This is a genomic window from Pseudoclavibacter helvolus (assembly GCF_014191305.1).
Lineage (GTDB): Bacteria > Actinomycetota > Actinomycetes > Actinomycetales > Microbacteriaceae > Pseudoclavibacter > Pseudoclavibacter helvolus.
The window spans coordinates 81,987-97,254 of record NZ_JACHWJ010000005.1 but is presented as its reverse complement, the minus strand read 5'-3'; the positions used below and the strand labels follow the sequence as shown (position 1 = coordinate 97,254).

General features: G+C 69.6%; 16 protein-coding genes and 1 riboswitch. Of the genes, 9 read left to right on the top strand and 7 right to left on the bottom strand.

All coding sequences use genetic code 11. The features are described from left to right. The first annotated feature begins 89 nt into the window (after positions 1-89). A riboswitch (FMN riboswitch) is annotated at positions 90-214 on the top strand. Positions 215-323: 109 nt separating this feature from the next. The 5 genes from ribD to FHX72_RS15140 are packed head-to-tail and all read left to right on the top strand — an operon-like array spanning position 324 to position 3,262. Further along, positions 324-1,430 (top strand): bifunctional diaminohydroxyphosphoribosylaminopyrimidine deaminase/5-amino-6-(5-phosphoribosylamino)uracil reductase RibD, encoded by a 1,107-nt coding sequence (gene ribD / locus FHX72_RS15155; protein ID WP_183626184.1) that lies wholly within the window; start codon positions 324-326, stop codon positions 1,428-1,430. After that, entirely contained in the window at positions 1,427-1,603 is a 177-nt protein-coding gene (locus FHX72_RS19975) for a 3,4-dihydroxy-2-butanone-4-phosphate synthase (RefSeq protein ID WP_377604385.1), read from the top strand. Before ribD ends, FHX72_RS19975 begins: the two co-directional genes overlap by 4 nt. Further along, complete coding sequence (locus FHX72_RS15150; RefSeq protein WP_377604382.1) at positions 1,552-2,124, top strand: 3,4-dihydroxy-2-butanone-4-phosphate synthase; 573 nt, start codon at positions 1,552-1,554, stop codon at positions 2,122-2,124. The genes FHX72_RS19975 and FHX72_RS15150 overlap by 52 nt, the downstream gene beginning before the upstream one ends. Then, the gene (gene ribH / locus FHX72_RS15145; protein ID WP_183626182.1) at positions 2,121-2,615 is read left to right on the top strand and encodes a 6,7-dimethyl-8-ribityllumazine synthase; all 495 of its coding nucleotides are present in this window, start codon (positions 2,121-2,123) and stop codon (positions 2,613-2,615) included. Before FHX72_RS15150 ends, ribH begins: the two co-directional genes overlap by 4 nt. A gap of 2 nt (positions 2,616-2,617) precedes the next feature. Next, on the top strand, positions 2,618-3,262 hold the full coding sequence (locus tag FHX72_RS15140) for a riboflavin synthase (protein ID WP_183626561.1): 645 nt from the start codon (positions 2,618-2,620) through the stop codon (positions 3,260-3,262). Between the two features lie 11 nt (positions 3,263-3,273). Here FHX72_RS15140 and FHX72_RS15135 read toward each other — a convergent pair whose 3' ends face one another. Beyond that, positions 3,274-3,696: an arsenate-mycothiol transferase ArsC gene (locus FHX72_RS15135; protein WP_068483400.1), complete on the bottom strand. Its 423-nt coding sequence runs from the start codon at positions 3,694-3,696 to the stop codon at positions 3,274-3,276. A gap of 183 nt (positions 3,697-3,879) precedes the next feature. Between FHX72_RS15135 and FHX72_RS15130 the strand changes: the two genes are divergently transcribed. After that, positions 3,880-4,767 carry an aminotransferase class IV gene (locus FHX72_RS15130; protein WP_183626181.1) on the top strand — a complete coding sequence of 296 codons (888 nt, stop codon included), beginning with the start codon at positions 3,880-3,882 and terminating at the stop codon, positions 4,765-4,767. Further along, positions 4,764-7,016, top strand: coding sequence for a chorismate-binding protein (locus tag FHX72_RS19795; protein WP_183626180.1), 2,253 nt, complete (start codon positions 4,764-4,766; stop codon positions 7,014-7,016). The genes FHX72_RS15130 and FHX72_RS19795 overlap by 4 nt, the downstream gene beginning before the upstream one ends. 202 nt (positions 7,017-7,218) lie before the next feature. On the opposite strand, the gene FHX72_RS15120 is transcribed toward FHX72_RS19795, so the two are convergent. Next, positions 7,219-8,286 (bottom strand): ABC transporter permease, encoded by a 1,068-nt coding sequence (locus FHX72_RS15120; RefSeq protein ID WP_183626179.1) that lies wholly within the window; start codon positions 8,284-8,286, stop codon positions 7,219-7,221. After that, positions 8,283-9,221, bottom strand: a complete 939-nt coding sequence (locus tag FHX72_RS15115) for an ABC transporter ATP-binding protein (protein ID WP_183626178.1) — start codon at positions 9,219-9,221, stop codon at positions 8,283-8,285. Before FHX72_RS15115 ends, FHX72_RS15120 begins: the two co-directional genes overlap by 4 nt. Before the next feature lie 295 nt (positions 9,222-9,516). On the opposite strand from FHX72_RS15115, the gene FHX72_RS15110 reads away from it, so the two are divergent. After that, positions 9,517-10,407 (top strand): class II glutamine amidotransferase, encoded by an 891-nt coding sequence (locus FHX72_RS15110; protein ID WP_183626177.1) that lies wholly within the window; start codon positions 9,517-9,519, stop codon positions 10,405-10,407. 29 nt (positions 10,408-10,436) lie between these two features. On the opposite strand, the gene FHX72_RS15105 is transcribed toward FHX72_RS15110, so the two are convergent. Together FHX72_RS15105 and FHX72_RS15100 are read right to left on the bottom strand one after the other, a co-directional pair. Continuing rightward, on the bottom strand, positions 10,437-11,837 hold the full coding sequence (locus FHX72_RS15105) for an SLC13 family permease (protein WP_183626175.1): 1,401 nt from the start codon (positions 11,835-11,837) through the stop codon (positions 10,437-10,439). A 116-nt stretch (positions 11,838-11,953) separates the two neighbouring features. Next, positions 11,954-13,174, bottom strand: a complete 1,221-nt coding sequence (locus FHX72_RS15100; RefSeq protein WP_068483224.1) for a glycerate kinase family protein — start codon at positions 13,172-13,174, stop codon at positions 11,954-11,956. A 351-nt stretch (positions 13,175-13,525) separates the two neighbouring features. Between FHX72_RS15100 and FHX72_RS15095 the strand changes: the two genes are divergently transcribed. Next, the gene (locus tag FHX72_RS15095) at positions 13,526-13,849 is read left to right on the top strand and encodes a hypothetical protein (RefSeq protein ID WP_183626172.1); all 324 of its coding nucleotides are present in this window, start codon (positions 13,526-13,528) and stop codon (positions 13,847-13,849) included. Positions 13,850-13,975: 126 nt separating this feature from the next. On the opposite strand, the gene FHX72_RS15090 is transcribed toward FHX72_RS15095, so the two are convergent. Together FHX72_RS15090 and FHX72_RS18630 are read right to left on the bottom strand one after the other, a co-directional pair. Next, positions 13,976-14,578, bottom strand: a complete 603-nt coding sequence (locus FHX72_RS15090) for a hypothetical protein (protein WP_068483222.1) — start codon at positions 14,576-14,578, stop codon at positions 13,976-13,978. After that, the gene (locus FHX72_RS18630; RefSeq protein ID WP_068483219.1) at positions 14,575-15,162 is read right to left on the bottom strand and encodes an OmpA family protein; all 588 of its coding nucleotides are present in this window, start codon (positions 15,160-15,162) and stop codon (positions 14,575-14,577) included. Before FHX72_RS18630 ends, FHX72_RS15090 begins: the two co-directional genes overlap by 4 nt. Positions 15,163-15,268: the final 106 nt, after the last annotated feature.

Sequence of the window (15,268 nt, the reverse complement as noted above, 5' to 3'; positions counted from 1 at the left end):
GCCCGACCTGACCCGTGGCCTCGAGTGGCAGACGATCTCCGGCGTCACACTCTGACATCGCGCAGCACGCTCGCTTAGGCTCGCCGTGCAACATGCTCCGGGGTCGGTGAAAGTCCGAACCGGCGGTGAGAGTCCGCGACCCGCTCGTCCGCGAGCGGTTGACTCAGTGAAATTCTGGGACCGACGGTTAAAGTCCGGATGGTAGGTGCATGGGAGGCGCTCGTTTCGGCGAGGGCCTTCGTTGGCGTCGGCTGCCGGAATCTCCGGCTGCGCCGGCACCGGGATATGGCCCCGTGGCACGCGATATGCGGAGGTCACCGGCGATGCCGATCCAACAACCCAACCGCGTCGATACCGTCGACGCCGCCATGCAACTGGCGCTCTCCCTCGCGGCCCGAGGGCCGGCCCGAGATCCGAACCCACAGGTCGGCTGCGTGCTCCTCGCGCCACCCGCTGCGGGCGGCGAGCCGCGCCGCATCCTTGGTCGCGGGTTCCACCGCGGCGCGGGAACGCCGCACGCCGAGGCCGCCGCGCTCGCGGATGCGCGTGCAGACGGGGCGGATGTGCGGGGCGCGACGGCCGTCGTCACCCTCGAACCGTGCGCCCACAGCGGCAGGACGCCGTCGTGCGCCGACGCGCTGCTTGAGGCTGGCGTCGCCGAGGTCGTTTACGCCGTCGCCGACCGTAACCCGATCGCCTCCGGGGGAGCCGAGCGGCTCCGCGCCAGCGGGGTGCGTGTGCGTGAGGGTCTTCGCGCTGCCGAGGGAGAGTCGCTCCTACGCGTCTGGCTCACCAACGTCACCGAGCGCCGGCCGTTCGTGACGCTCAAGCTCGCATCCACTCTCGACGGCAAGGTCGCCGCCGCCGACGGATCGAGTCAGTGGATCACGTCGGACGCCGCGAGGTCGCACGCGCATCAGCGGCGTGCCGAGGCTTGCGCGATTCTTGTCGGGACGGGCACGCAGCGCGCGGATAACCCGTCGCTCTCCGTTCGCGGCCCCGCGTCCAAGGTCGCCGCGCAGCCGCTGCGGGTGGTCATGGGGCTGCGTGATGTTGCCGCCGACGCGGCCGTGCGCGCCCAGCCCGAGCTGTTCGTACACCTGAGAACCCACAACCCTGCCGCCGCGCTCGAAGAGCTTCGGGCGAGGGGCGTGCGCCACGTCATCGTCGAGGGTGGCCCCACCATCGCGGCCGCGTTCCTCCGTGCGGGTCTCGTCGACGAGATTGACGCCTACCTCGCGCCGATCCTGCTGGGAGACGGCGCGAGTTCTGTCGCCTCGCTCGACATCGGGAGCCTTCGCGACGCGAACCGGTGGGCCACCGAGTCGGTGCATCCACTGGGCGTGGACACGCTCATCCACCTGGTTCGGGAACCGCAGGCAGCCAGCGCGCCCAGCCGTACCGCAGGGATCGAAGGGGTCGCAGCATGAACGGCGGGCTCGCCCGCGCGCTGGAGGCGCTGAGAGCCGGCCGCCCGGTGCTTGTCGCCGACGCGTCGTCGCGCGAGAACGAGGTCGACGCGATTCTCGCCGCCGACACGGCGACTCCCGAGTGGATGGGGTGGATCATCCCCACTCGTCCGGCCTGCTCTGCGCGCCACTGACGGGTGCACTGGCCGACCGGCTCGAGCTACCGCTCATGGTCGAACGCAGCGAGGATGCCCGCGGCACCGCCTACACGGTCACCGTCGACGCGGCGGTCGGCGTGACAACCGGCATCTCAGCGAGCGACCGGGCCACAACCGTGCGGGCACTCGCGGCGGTCGACGCATCGCCACGCGACCTGATCCGGCCCGGCCAAGTGTTGCCCCTCCGGGCCGTCGACGGCGGCGTGCTCGAGCGGCCCGGCCACACGGAAGCGGCCGTCGACCTCGTGCGCCTCGCGGGCACGGGCGAAGTCGGTGTCATCGCCGAGCTCGTGCGCGACGACGGCGAGATGCTCTCGTTCGACGAGGCCGTCGAGCTCGCGAACAATGCCGGCCTCGTGCTCTTGCACGTCGACGACATCGTCGAGTTCCGAAGGCAGTACCCGGGCTTCCCGGAGGCCGACGCACCAGTGAAGAACCACTACAAGAACACCAGCACGCGCGCCGCAGAGGCGCTGACAAGAGGAGCACGGCGATGAGCGGACACGGGGCCCCAGCGGTTCAGGCAGACGGGACGGGGATGCGGGTTGTGATCGTCGCGGCCAAGTGGCACGAGACGGCCATGGCGGCGCTCCTGGACGGCGCCCACCGGGCCCTCGCAGCATCCGGCGTCACCGACGTCCGGGTTGTGCGCGTGCCCGGCTCGTTCGAGCTGCCCGTCGCCGCCAGCCGGATCGCGGCCAGCCAGCCGGACGCGATCGTCGCCCTCGGCGTCATCATCCGCGGCGGCACCCCGCACTTCGAGTACGTGTGCTCGGCCGCGACAAACGGGCTCACGGACGTCGCCGTCCGCACGGGCATCCCTGTCGGGTTCGGCGTGCTCACCTGCGACGACGAGGAACAGGTACAGGCTCGAATCGGCCTGCCCGGCAGCTTCGAAGACAAGGGGGCTGATGCGGCACTCGCCGCGATCGCGACGGCCGGCGCCCTGCGCGACTTCCCGACCGCATCCGTACGGGCAGGTGAGTGACCGTGTTCACGGGCATCGTCGAAGAGCTCGGGCAGATCACGGGCATCGTCAGGCGTGACTCGGATGCGCGGCTCACAGTGCGCGGGCCGGGCAGCGTGAGCGACGCCCAGGTCGGCGACTCCATCTGCGTCGACGGCGTGTGCCTCACCGTCGCCGAGCTGCACGGCGACGGCTTCACGGCCGACGTCATGGGGGAGACGCTGCGCGCCTCCGCGCTCGGCGACCGTTCGGAAGGGAACGCCGTGAACCTCGAGCGCGCCATGCGCGTGGGCGACAGGCTCGGCGGGCACATCGTTCAGGGCCACGTCGATACAACGAGCGAGGTGCTTGAGATTGAGCGGTTCGACGCGTGGCGTCGCATCCGCTTCGCCGTCGACCCGGCGCACGCCAGGCTGCTCGTCGATAAGGGGTCGGTCGCAGTTGACGGGGTGTCGCTCACGGTGAGCGCCGTCGGGGCGGCGGGACCGAGCGGTGCGCCCGGTGACGGCGACTGGTTCGAGGTGTCGCTCATCCCCGAGACGCTCAACGCGACGACGCTGGGCGCACTCGAGGTGGGCGACCGGGTCAACGTGGAGACCGACATCCTCGCCAGGCATGTGGCGAGGCTCGCCAGCTTCACGAGCCCAGGGAGCTCAGAGCGGGGCTGATTGGTCGTCCGTTACGCGTCGCGGAGCCGCTTGTGTAGCTCCGCGACGCGGGCGCGGATGTCGTCGCGCACGAGCCGCATCCGCTCCATGCCGGTGATGCCGCGCGCCGACGGCTCGTCGGTGATCCACCGCTCGACGGGTACCGTCACGCCCGCCGGGAGCTGCGCCTCGTCGCCCAGCAGCACGACCAGGTCGGCGGCCTCGAGGATCGCGGGCGTGAGCGGCTTCGGGTGCTCGTAGCCCACATCGATCCCGAGTTCAGAAAGCGACTCGACGGACTCGGCATTGAGCGAGCCGCCCGGTGCGGTACCGGCCGAGACGACGCTCACCGACTCGTCGCCGAGCGCACGCATGAGGGCGGCCGCCATCTGCGATTTGCCGCCGTTCTTCTTGCAGACGAAGACGACATTGCTCGGGGTGCTTGAGGCGCTCATGACAGCATTCTCGGCCACGCGGGTAACGCGAGCAGCGATTCGTTGCCGTCGAGGGGCGGGGTTGTGGTCGCCAAAACTCGCTGCAAGCAACCACAAGTCCGCTGCCGCTTCAGTGACTCGCCAGCGAGGGCCAGGCCTGCACAGCGTCGATGATGCGCCGGGCACCTGGGGCAGAATGGGGCGATGCAGGGTCAAGACGCAGCCGAACGCGACGATGGCGCCGCGGGTGACGACAACACGCATCAGCACGCGGCCCAGAACACGGCCGTGAGCGTCGTCGAGTCATGGCGGGTCGAGTCAGGTCGCGTCATCGCGCATGCCGCCCACCGGGAGCGCTTCGAGCGTTCCGTCGGCGAGCTGTTCGGGGAGGCCGCGACCGAGCGGTCGCTGCTCTGGACGGGGAGCCCCGCGGGGAACAACGCCGGCGATGCCGACTGGGCGCGCGTCTGGACCGATGTGTCTGAGAGCGTGCCCCTCGCCGACACCTGGTTCCCACGACTCTCCGCCAGGCTCGACGGGGATCGCGTGCTCGTCGAGCTCAACCTGCGGCCTGCCCCCGAGGCGAGGCCCCTCACCAAGCTCGTGACACGGCTCGACGAGCGACGATGGCCGACCGTCAAGGGGCCCGACTTCCCCTACCTTGCAACGCTCAGGGCGGGCGCGGTCGAAGCAGGGGCCGCAGACGCGCTCCTTGTCGACGAGCGCGGCGTGATCACCGAGGCCGCCCACGGGACAGTGGTGGGTTGGCGCGGCGAGACCCTCGTCGTCCCAGCCGCGAGTCGGCGCGTACCGGGAACCACGCTCGGCGTCCTCGAGAAGCTGCTCGCCACGGCGGGTGTGCCCCGGGTCGAGGGCGAGCTGCTCGCCGACCCGCTGGCCGCATCCGCCGACCGCGGCTGGGACGAACTCTGGTACCTCAATACCCTCCATGGCATCAGCCCAGTCTCGATGCTCGACGGCACGCGCCTCGGCCTCGACGTGGCTCGCGTGCGGCGGTGGCGGCCGCGACTCGAAGAGGCGAGCGCAGTTCCTCTGTTCGAAGGCCCGCAGCCAGACGGGCGCTCCGCGTGATCGTCGTCGTCGACAACCGCGACTCCTACACTTACAACCTCGTGCAGCTCCTGCTCGAGCTGAGCGACCACGAGGTGCGTGTTGTCGATGCCGGTGACCCGGCCGCGATCTGCGACTGCCTCGGCTGGATCTCCGCCGGCCTCGTCTCGGGCCTTGTCATCTCACCCGGCCCTGGGCATCCCGCGAATCTGATCGATTTCGAAGGCTCGGCGAGGGTGCTGGATGCTGCACTCGCGCCAAGATCGAACCTGCCCGTCTTCGGGGTGTGCCTCGGGCACCAGGGCATTGCCCTCTCCCTCGGCGGCGAGGTCGTCGCGGCTCCCGAGGCGAAGCACGGCTGGCGCTCGCCGCTCCGGCACGACGGGGTCGGCCTCTTCGCCGGAATCCCGCAGGGCACCCTCGTCACCCGCTACCACTCGCTCGCCGTGCGCGAGCCGCTTCCGGCTGGCCTCCGCGTGACCGCGCGCAGCGAAGATGGCGTCGTGCAGGGCCTCGAAGTCGAAGGTCGGCCCGTCTGGGGCGTGCAGTTCCATCCCGAGTCGATCGCGAGCGAGCACGGACGGCAGCTCGTCGCGAACTTCGTGGCGGCAGTCGATGCGGCGGATGCGGTGGGGCACGGCCCGGCGGACCACGCCCACCGGGATTCGCCAGACAGAGAGGGCGTCGACGCGACCGCCGACGGGGGAGCCTCCGCGCGGTCTGAAGTCAGCGAGCTCTTCGTCGCGAGCCGCCTCGTCCGGGGCCCTCGGGCAGACGGGCGAGCTGCCGCCGAGTCCGCCGCGACGATCGTCTACCGCGACGTGCTCAGGCGTGCGTCCGCGAGCGTCTGGGTCGACGTGCCGGACGAGAACGGCAGGCAAGCGCGGTGGAGCATCCTCGCCGACGACGCACCGATCTCGGACGGGCAGTCGACCAGCGAACCGGCCCGAGTGCTGAGGCTGCTCGGTGACGGCAGCTTCGAGGCCGCGCAGCGCACGCTCGAACAGATGCGACCCGTCGGCGCCGAAGGTCTCGCGTTCCGGGGTGGTCTGCTCGGCTACTTCGGCTACGAGCTCGGGCTGCGGATGCTCGGACTCGAGCCGACAACGGGCGGCGATGACAACGCGGAAACACTGCCAGACGCTTGGTGGCTCGACCCGCGCAGGGCCGTGCTCGTCGACCGGGCGACCGGGGCCGTCACCGTCATCGCGACCGCTTCGACCCTCGCGCTCGCGGAGGCGGCGGCCGAGCTCTTCGCCGCGGAGGTGGACGCCGCGCTCGACAACGAAGACGGTGTTCGGGCGAGCCGCGCGGCGCGCTCGGCCCGCGCGCTCGCCTCGGCCCGCTCGGCCGACTCGGCCCGCGCGCTCGACTCGGCTCGCGCATCCGGCCGAGTCGACAGCGGCGACTTGCCCGACGCCGGCGGCACCCTCGTCCGGGGCACCTGGCGCACGTCTCGCGAGCAGTACGCCGCCGACATCGCGCGCTGCCGCGAGTACCTGCTCGCGGGCGACTCCTACGAGCTGTGCCTCACGAACGAGTTCAGGCCAGACACCGACGCAGATCCTGACGCGCTCGACCTGTTCCTCGAACTGCGCGCCTCCGATCCGGCGCCATACGCGGCGCTGCTCGAGTTCGACGGCGGTGCCGTCGTGAGCGCCTCACCTGAGCGGTTCTTGCGCGGCACAACAGGCGGCGACTACGAGACCAAGCCGATCAAGGGCACCGCGGAGCGCGCATCCGACCCGCTCGTCGACGCGGCGGCCGCCCGCGACCTCGCGAACGACCCGAAGGTGTTCGCCGAGAACCTCATGATCGTCGACCTGCTGCGCAACGACCTCGGCCGCGTCTGCACGCCGGGGTCCGTGCACGTGCCGAGCCTCATGGCCGTCGAGTCGTACGCGACCGTGCACCAACTCGTCACCACCGTGCGTGGCTCGGCGCCCGGGGTGCCACCGCTCGACGTCGTGCGGGCGCTGTTCCCCGGCGGGTCCATGACCGGGGCTCCCAAGCTGCGCAGCGTCGAGCTGCTGCGCGATATCGAACGTCGCGATCGGGGCGTCTACGCGGGCGCGCTCGGCGTGCTCGGCGCCGACGGTTCAACTGAGCTGAGCATCGTCATTCGCACAGCCGTGCGGGATGCGCGGGGCTGGTCGATCGGCGCGGGAGGCGCGATCGTGCTGGCGAGCGACCCGGAGGCCGAGACGCTCGAGGTCGAGCTGAAGGCGAGCGCCCTGCGCCGCGCGTTCGCGAGGGCCGCGCGGGGCTGAGCGTGTGGGGGGCCTGCAGCGCTGAGGGGTTGCTCGGATGTGCGTGCGGGGTTTCTGCAGACGGAGATGGGAAAGATCCCATCAGCCGTGCGAAAAGTCCGCACGGGCACGGGCGAGCCTTCGACGCAGCGCGCACCCTCGGCGGCGGCGCTGGTCGCCTCGACGCCACCACGTCTGCGAGGGCGAACATCGCGTCGCCCGGTCAGGCTACGCGCGTGCCCGGCGGGAGGCGCTTCGCTGGCGTCCTCGTGCGGGCCCAGGCACCTCCGAGTAAGCCACCGGCGAGCAGCAGTTGGAGCGCGAGGCCGACAAACCAGCTTGGCACCGTCGACGCCATGACCTCGTCGGGCGTCGGCCCCGCGTCGTAGTTCATCGCGTTGGGGTCGACGCAGCCGTCGTAGCGCTGCTCGCCCGTCTCTGGGCCGATCTGCGCCTGGCGGAGGAGGAGCTTGGCGCCTGCGAAGAAGTCGTCGGGCTGACCCCACTCGCCGAAGGTGACCGGGGTGGCGTCGGTGAGCACCGCGAACGGGTTCGCGGCCAGCACTCCCCAAACCAGGTCGTAGCGGGGCACCTCGTAGGTGTAGGTCTCCCAGGGGCCGCACGTGAAGTTGTCCTCGTCGAACTCCTCGTCCGGTGCAAGTTCCTCGTACACCGGGTAGCGCGAAGTGTTTGTCACCTCGGCCGTCACGGCCGCACCACCGAGCCCGAACGCGATGCCGGTGCCCACGGTGAGTGCAGCGATCGTGAGGTAGCTCGCCGCAACCGAGAAGAGGGGACGCGCGAGGATGCCGCTGAAGCCCACCCCGATGGCAGCGACGATGCCGACTTCCACGAGCAGCACGAGCAGCGAGACGACCACCTGGATCGGCGCGACGGCGCCTACGACCCCGGCGAAAATGAGGAAGGGTGCGGCGACGACAAGGAACGCGAGGCCCGTGATCCAGGCGGCAACGAACTTCGCCGCCACGATCTCGGCGGTCGTCGCGAGGGTCACCTGGATGGGCGCGAGCGTCGCCGCATCCCGATCGCCGTTGATCGCGTTGCCGCTGAGCGTCGGCGACACCAGCAGGGCGAGCAGCAACACGAAGTACACGATGATCGAGTACATCCACGAGCCCGACTCCTGCAGGTCACCGAACACCGCAAGCGACAGCGCCGTCATTCCGAGGAGCAGCACGGCGAAGATGCCGAGCAGCACGTACCAGGCGACGTTGCGCAGGCGCTGGCGCAGTTCGAGGTTGACGAGCGTCGTGATGCGGGCGGGGCTCATGACTGGTCTCCGAGGTCGAGGTAGGTGTGCTCGATGTCGCCGAGGGCGGGCGCGAACTCGGCGACATCGATGCCTGCCGTGAGGATCGTCCGCAGCCCGGCGGCAGCTGCGGCATCCGAGGAGAACGGCACGAGGAAGCCCGTCCGTTCGACGCGGATGCTCGGGGTCGCGGCCCCCAGGACTGCAGCAAGCTGGTCGGGCCCGACGTTCTCCGTGAGCACTCGAACTCGCCACTGCCGCTCGCGCGCAGACGCCCGCGCCAGCCGGTCGGCCCTCACCGTCACACCCGCCTCGATGAAGACGGCGTCGTCGACGATCTCGTCGAGCTCCGAGAGGACGTGGCTCGAGATGAGGATCGTGCAGCCGTCCGCCGCGAGCTCTCGCAGGTGCTCGCGCAAGCCGACCCGGGCCCGCGCATCCAGACCAGACGCCGGCTCGTCGAGCAGGAGCACGTTGGGGCTGTGCACAAGAGAGCGAGCGAGGCCGAGCAGCTGCTTCTGGCCGCGGGACAGCACTCGAGCCTGTACCTTCGCGAGGTCGCTGAGGCCGACCCTTGCCAGCAGCTCGGTCGCGCGCGCATCGGTCGCGGCGCGTGGCAGGTCGTAGAGGCGGGCGGTCGTCACGAGGGTGTCGTGCACCGTGAGCGAGGGCCAGGCGCCGAGCGAGTCTGGCATCCACCCGACTTGCGCCCGCACCTCCGCGGTCGACGTCGCCGGGTCCAGCCCGTTGATGCGGATCGTGCCGGCATCAGGCTGCAGGAGCGACGCGAGCATGAGCAGCAGCGTCGTCTTGCCGGAACCATTCGGCCCGACGAGACCCGTGACCGCGCCGGCGCGGGCACTGAAGCTCACGTCTCGGACCGCATGCGCTGCCCCGAAGGAGCGCCTGACGTTCTCGACGATGATTCCGCGCTCTGGGATTCCGCGTTCTGGCATGCGCCCCAACGTAGCGAGCCGACGCGTCGCCACGCTGGGAGGTGTCGCGCGTGACCAACTTCAGTGCATTATCAGCCCGTTTCGACGGCTGGAGCCGGATAACGCCCGAAATTGCACTCATGTTGGACAGAGGCCGTAGAGCCGAGCTCCGTAGGCCGCCGCAATCGTCCGTCACACAACGTCGCGAAGGTGGACGGCGCGACGGCACTGTCACAGGATGGACAGATGCTCGTGAGCCGCTCGGCTCCGAACAACACACATCAGCCCGCTCGACAACATTGGAAGGAGTTCGCACATGTGCCGTCTGCTCGCTTACGCAGCCCCACGTGACACCACCGTCACGAAGGTGATCGGAGACATGAACAGCGACGCCTTCCAGCGCATGACCAGCGTGCACAACGACGGCTGGGGCACCGCGTGGCTCGCGGCAGGCTTCGGTGAGACCGAGCGCGAGATTGAATCGCTGCGCATTTCGACGCCCGGCCAGAACGACCCGCTGCTCTCGACGCTACTCGCGGATGCGCCCTCCAACGCGCGCATCGTGCACCTGCGCCTCGCGACCGACGACTTCAAGCGCACCAAGGTCAACACGCACCCGTTCGTCGCCGACGGCCTCGCGTTTGCGCACAACGGCTCTATCGTTCCCACGTGGCGCTTCGATGATCTGCTCCGCCCGGACATCCGCGCGACAGTCGCCGGCGACACCGACAGCGAGCTGTACTTCGGCCTCGTCCGTCAGAACGTGCGCGACGAGCTCTCGCTCGAGGACGCGGCTGCCGCAGCCGTCCGTGTGCTGCGCGCAGAGTTCCCCGAGTCGAGCCTCAACGCGACCATCCTCTCCGCAGACGAGCTGGTTGTTGTGCATGCCTCGAGCACGGCGCACGTCACCGAGGAGACGTTCGCGCGCTATGGCATCGACGCCTCCACGCTGCCAAACGGGCACACCGACGAGTACTACCGACTGAGCATGCTCCGCGCAGCCGACGGCACGACCGTCTTCTCGTCAACCGGCATCGACACGGCCGGCTGGACCTCGGTTCCCGAGGACACCATCTCGCGCGTCGACCTCGAGTCGCTCGACTTCACGCAGCGCGCGCTCTTCTCGAGCGCGGCAGAGGCACGCGCCTCCGTCTCGGGATCTGCCTCGGTCGCCGCATCCACGCCGCCGCACCTCGTCGCCGTCTGAGTCGCGCGGCGGGATGCGCGGGGCTTGGCCTACAAGGCCAGGCCCGTGTGCTTCCACCACACCTCGTACATGACGACCATCAGGCCGATGTAGGGCGGGAGCACCACAAGCGAGAGCCGGAGCAGGTCGCGAGGGGCGAGCCCCTCTCCGCGACCCTCCGCATCGGTGAAGACGAGCAGTGCTTTCGAGCTCACCGGCAGGGTGAGGCAGTAGTCGAGCCCGATGCTCACGACGAACACCACGGCGACGGGTGAGAGGTCGGCCGTCGCGGCGAGCGCGAGGAACGGCGGGATGAGCGCAATCGCCCGCACCGTGTGCGATGTGACGTAGACGTGCGCTGTCACGGAAAGCAGGGCGATGATCGCGACTAGGGCGAGAGTCGAGGCCAGCTGGTCGATGCCGCTCAGCGCGAAGAGGCTCGACACGATCCAGTCGCCTGCCCCCGTCTCCACGAGCGCGCTGCCGAGCGCGAGCGCCCCGGCGACGAACAGCACGAGTGGCCACGACACCGAGGCCACGCCTTCCTTCCACTTCATCACGCCGATACCCGGCGCGCAGAGCACGATCGCGGCGATGATCGTGACGGCCGCGATCCCCAGCCCGTGCAGCGGCTCCGTGAGCCAGCCCACAAGCGCCAGCCCGACCACGGCGGCGACGGTGCGCTCGGCACGCGTGAGCGGAGCGCGGCCGCTTGTCGCGGCCGCCGGCGGCTGCGCGATCGGCCGCCGCCGCTCCTCGCGACGGAGGAACAGGACCTGCACGGCGACGCACACGAGGACGCTCGCGGCGATGCCGAACGGGGCACCCCACAGCGCCCACTGCAGGTACGAGATGGTGTCACCGGTCGCCTGCTGCAGGAGGTCGACGGCGACGAGGTGGGAGGTGGCGCCGACAAGAGTCGCGGTCGTCGAGACGAGAACCACGGTTGGCATGAGCAGGCCGAGCGCTTTGGAGACCCGCACGTCGCCCAGCCGCTCCGTCAGGGATCGGTAGACGGGGAGCAGCACGGCGGCGCGACCGGATGTTGACGGCACGAGAAACGACAGCGGCACGATTGCGGCCGTGACCAGCCACATCAGTCCGCGCACCGATCGTGCCCTGCCGATGATCGCGCCGGTCAAGCGGGCCGCGAGTCCCGAGCCTGCGGTCGCACCGCCGATGATGAAGGCCCCCACGATGAGCCACACGACGTCGTTGCCGAGCGCGGAGAAGAACTCCTCCTGGCGTCCGGTCGGGATGCACGCCAGCAGGCCCGCACCGAGCGCTACGTAGCCGGGCTCCAGGTCCGTCAACGTCCACAGCACCGTGGCGGCGGCGAACGCGAACAGCGCCAGGCGCACCTCCGCCGGGAGATCTCCGGGCAGGCAGACCACGGCGCCGATGACCGCTATGAGGGCGACCGCCCAGCGCGTGCGGAGGGAGAGGCGCATCCACGCACGGAGGGGAGCCCGAAAGCGGAAGGGGCGACCTGGTCGCTCTCCTTGCTCGCTCTTCCCCGCCGGACTCGCCGCTCGGGCCTGGTCGTGCGCCACCGCAACCGGCCCGCTCACGACACGCTCCGCAGCAGCGGGACTGGCTCGGGATGCTCGACCTGTCCGAGCTGGCAGCCGATCATCATGAGCCGCATCGAACGCTCGGCCGCATCGGTGAGCAGCTGCGGCGATCGGGCGATCGACTCCTCAAGGGTCAGGGGGAGCGGCACGATCGAGACGATCGCGTCGATGCCGATGTCGTGCACGTCCCGCGCATGACGGCCGATGGTGCCGGCGAGGGCGAACACCGGCTTCCCCTGCTCCTTTGCGCGTCGCGCGACCTCGGCGGGCACCTTGCCGTGCGGTGTCTGCTCGTCGATGGAACCTTCGGCCGTGATGACGAGGTCGGCGAGCCTGACAAGCGCGTCGAGGTCGACGTGGTCGAGCATGACCTCGAACCGCGGCATGAGGCGTGCGCCGAGGCCGCCCGCGAGCCCAGCACCGAGGCCGCCGGACGCTCCGGTGCAGCTGCCGGTGGCGAGGTCGTAGGACTTCGGCTGCACCCCATCCCGGCTCAGCACGCCAGCCCAACGCTCGAGCGCCGCGTCGAGCACGTCGACCTGCTCGGGCGTAGCCCCCTTCTGCGGACCGAAGACGCGGGCGACGCCGCGAGGTCCCGTGAGGACGTTGTGCGGGTTGCATGCGACGAAGATGTCCACGCCAGAGAGACGTGCATCGAGCCCGGAGAGATCCAGCGCCGAGACATCGGCGAGAGCGTTGCCGCCGTCTCCGATCTCGGCGCCGCTCGAATCCGTGATGCGTGCGCCCAACGCCTGCAGCGCTCCCGCCCCTCCGTCGCAGGTGCCGGAGTCGCCGCAGCCGACGAGGATTCGCTTCGCACCCTCATCCAGCGCGGCGCGGATGAGTTCCCCAACTCCACGGGTGGTCGTTGCCCCCGGATCCCGCAGGTCCTGCGGCACAAGACGCAGGCCAGCAGCCTCCGCCATCTCCACGACTGCCGTGCCCTTCGCTTCGCCCCCAAGGAGCGCGAGGACGGCCGTCACCGGGAGGCCGACGGGGCCCGTGACTGTGCGCTCAACCAGACGCCCACCCGTGGCGGCCGCGAGCGTTCGTGCCGATCCCTCGCCGCCGTCGACAACGGGGACGCGGTCGATCACCGCGCCTGGCAGCACTCGGCGCACACCGGATGCGATGGCGTCGGCGACCTGCTCGGCCGAGAGGCTCTCCTTGAAACCGCTTGGGGCGACCAAAATGCGCCCGGGTACCTGTGTCATATCCGCCGACCTCCTCGAGGCCGCAGCGCCAGTCGCCGCGACGTAAGGACGACACTGGTCACCGTTCATAAGCCGTTCATGACCCGTTCATGAGGAACGTCTCACAACCCGTCGGCCCGGGTTCCTGCTCGGCTTGGCTCGTCTCGTCTCGTCTCGTCTCGTCTCGTCTCGTGTCGTGTCGGCTCGATTGGCTCGGCTTCGTCTCGGCGATTCTTCTTCGTCTCGGGATGGCTTCCACGCTTCCGGATGGGTTGCAAGCCATCCGGAAGTGCGAAACCCATCCCGAGACTCGTGGGCGGGATGCTGCGGAGTCAGTGCCGACTTCCCACCGGGGTACGACATGATCTGTGTATGCGTTCAGACACCGTCGCCGAGTACTTGCGCAGGTACCTTGCGCCCGAGGGGATGCCGCATGCGCCAGTAGTTCTCGAGCTCGGCGTCACGAATGAGGACTCGGTGTACGTCATCGCCCGGTACTCGTACCTCACGTTTCCCGTTGGTCGGGAGGAACACTGGATCGAAGGTCACTTCGGTGACGAAGAGTCGTTCGCGAACTACCTCTCGGAGGTTGTGTGCGAGCCGCACGGCGCTCCGAGGTCGACGTTTCGCTTCGACGATGAAGGCGTCGGCTGGGTCGGCGTCGTCCCGAACTGGCGGACGCCAGAGCGAACCTAGTCTCGGGATGGCTTCCACGCTTCCGGATGGGTTGCAAGCCATCCGGAAGTGCGAAACCCATCCCGAGACTGAGACCGAGACTGCGGGGCCGCGACCGGGCCGAGCTCTCTGCGCGGAAAGCGTCGGCTACTCGACGGGGATGTTCTCGAAGCGCGGGTAGCTCTCGCCGATGACCACGTCGAAGCTCGTCGCGCCGTCCTGCGGCGCCGCGAATACGGCCCAGACAGGCATCGGGACGCCGTCAGTGCCGACGGCCGTGATGTAGTCGGTGGTCCAGAAATCCAGACCGGTGTTTTCGAGGGGTGAGTGCTGCTTGACATTCCCCTGATCGATAAGGACAGGTTGCCATCTGCGCTCGCCGTTGAAGTCGTAGAGCGTGAACATGTCGCTAGGGGCGGCCGTCGGGTCCGGGTTCGTGAGGTGCGGCGTGATGAACGCCGTCATGATCTGCGTCTTGCCCTCAACGTTGAGCGGGTAGATCTCGACGGTCGCGGTGCCGAGGCCGTTCGGCATCGTCACCACTTGCGTCGCGACGACCTTCGACTTGTCGTAGGCGACGACCCCCGGTTCGCCTGAAGGCTGGCTCTGCTGGCCGTCGGTCTGCGAGGTGCTGTCGGTGCCTGTGGTCTGCGAGGGGTCGCCGTTCCCGCCGAACAGCGAGCTTCCGTTGAGTGTGAGGGCGCCGACGAAGAGGAGGCCCGCGAGGGCCGTGGTGCGTGTTCTGCTCATGATGGTGCTCTAGGCCTTCGCGTACGTGATCTCGACGCGGCGGTTCTGCGCGCGTCCGTCTGGGTTGTCTTCGCCGCCGGTGGTGTTCTCGGCGATGGATTGTGTGTCGCCGTAGCCGTAGCCGTGGCCGTGATCTGCAGGTCGGGGCGTTCGGTGCGGATGATCGTGGCGACCACGTCTGCGCGCTGCTGCGACAGGGTCAGGTTCGACGCCGGGTCGCCGACGCTGTCGGTGTGCCCGCCGATCGTGACGGCAGCTCCCTGCGGCGCGCCCTTGACGGCCTCGACGATCGCGACGCCGGCGGTGTCCGGCACAGCCGCGCTGTTGAAGTCGAAGAGGATGTCGCTCTTGAGCGTCACCACAGTGTTTGGCCCCTCGTCGACCTCTTTCGAGAGCTCATCGACGCTGCCCTCCAGCGACCACTGGGTGACCGAGCCGTCCGGGTTCCACTGGGTGACAGAGGCGTTGAGCATCTCCTGCGTCGGCTCCGGCAGATCGTCGGGTGAATCAACGGTGAGCGGATGCGCTCCGAGAGCGAGCGCGGAGACGAGCGCGATCGCGCCGAGCGCGCCTGTGGCGCTCACGAGGTCGACACCTCGATCCGGCCGTTCAGCCGATTTTGTGTGCGTGGCAAGACGGAACCCCAGGAACTTGGTGCAGCGGCGCTCTCCACCCGAACGCCGTCACCGC

Excerpts from the sequence above, each read along its gene's own strand:
- FHX72_RS15090 (WP_068483222.1), bottom strand. The coding sequence starts at position 14,578 with ATGAGCAGAACACGCACCACGGCCCTCGCGGGCCTCCTCTTCGTCGGC.
- ribD (WP_183626184.1), top strand. The coding sequence starts at position 324 with ATGCCGATCCAACAACCCAACCGCGTCGATACCGTCGACGCCGCCATG.
- FHX72_RS15135 (WP_068483400.1), bottom strand. The coding sequence starts at position 3,696 with ATGAGCGCCTCAAGCACCCCGAGCAATGTCGTCTTCGTCTGCAAGAAG.
- FHX72_RS15115 (WP_183626178.1), bottom strand. The coding sequence starts at position 9,221 with ATGCCAGAACGCGGAATCCCAGAGCGCGGAATCATCGTCGAGAACGTC.
- FHX72_RS15100 (WP_068483224.1), bottom strand. The coding sequence starts at position 13,174 with ATGACACAGGTACCCGGGCGCATTTTGGTCGCCCCAAGCGGTTTCAAG.
- FHX72_RS15110 (WP_183626177.1), top strand. The coding sequence starts at position 9,517 with ATGTGCCGTCTGCTCGCTTACGCAGCCCCACGTGACACCACCGTCACG.
- FHX72_RS15130 (WP_183626181.1), top strand. The coding sequence starts at position 3,880 with ATGCAGGGTCAAGACGCAGCCGAACGCGACGATGGCGCCGCGGGTGAC.
- FHX72_RS15105 (WP_183626175.1), bottom strand. The coding sequence starts at position 11,837 with ATGCGCCTCTCCCTCCGCACGCGCTGGGCGGTCGCCCTCATAGCGGTC.
- ribH (WP_183626182.1), top strand. The coding sequence starts at position 2,121 with ATGAGCGGACACGGGGCCCCAGCGGTTCAGGCAGACGGGACGGGGATG.
- FHX72_RS19975 (WP_377604385.1), top strand. The coding sequence starts at position 1,427 with ATGAACGGCGGGCTCGCCCGCGCGCTGGAGGCGCTGAGAGCCGGCCGC.
- FHX72_RS15095 (WP_183626172.1), top strand. The coding sequence starts at position 13,526 with ATGCGTTCAGACACCGTCGCCGAGTACTTGCGCAGGTACCTTGCGCCC.
- FHX72_RS15120 (WP_183626179.1), bottom strand. The coding sequence starts at position 8,286 with ATGAGCCCCGCCCGCATCACGACGCTCGTCAACCTCGAACTGCGCCAG.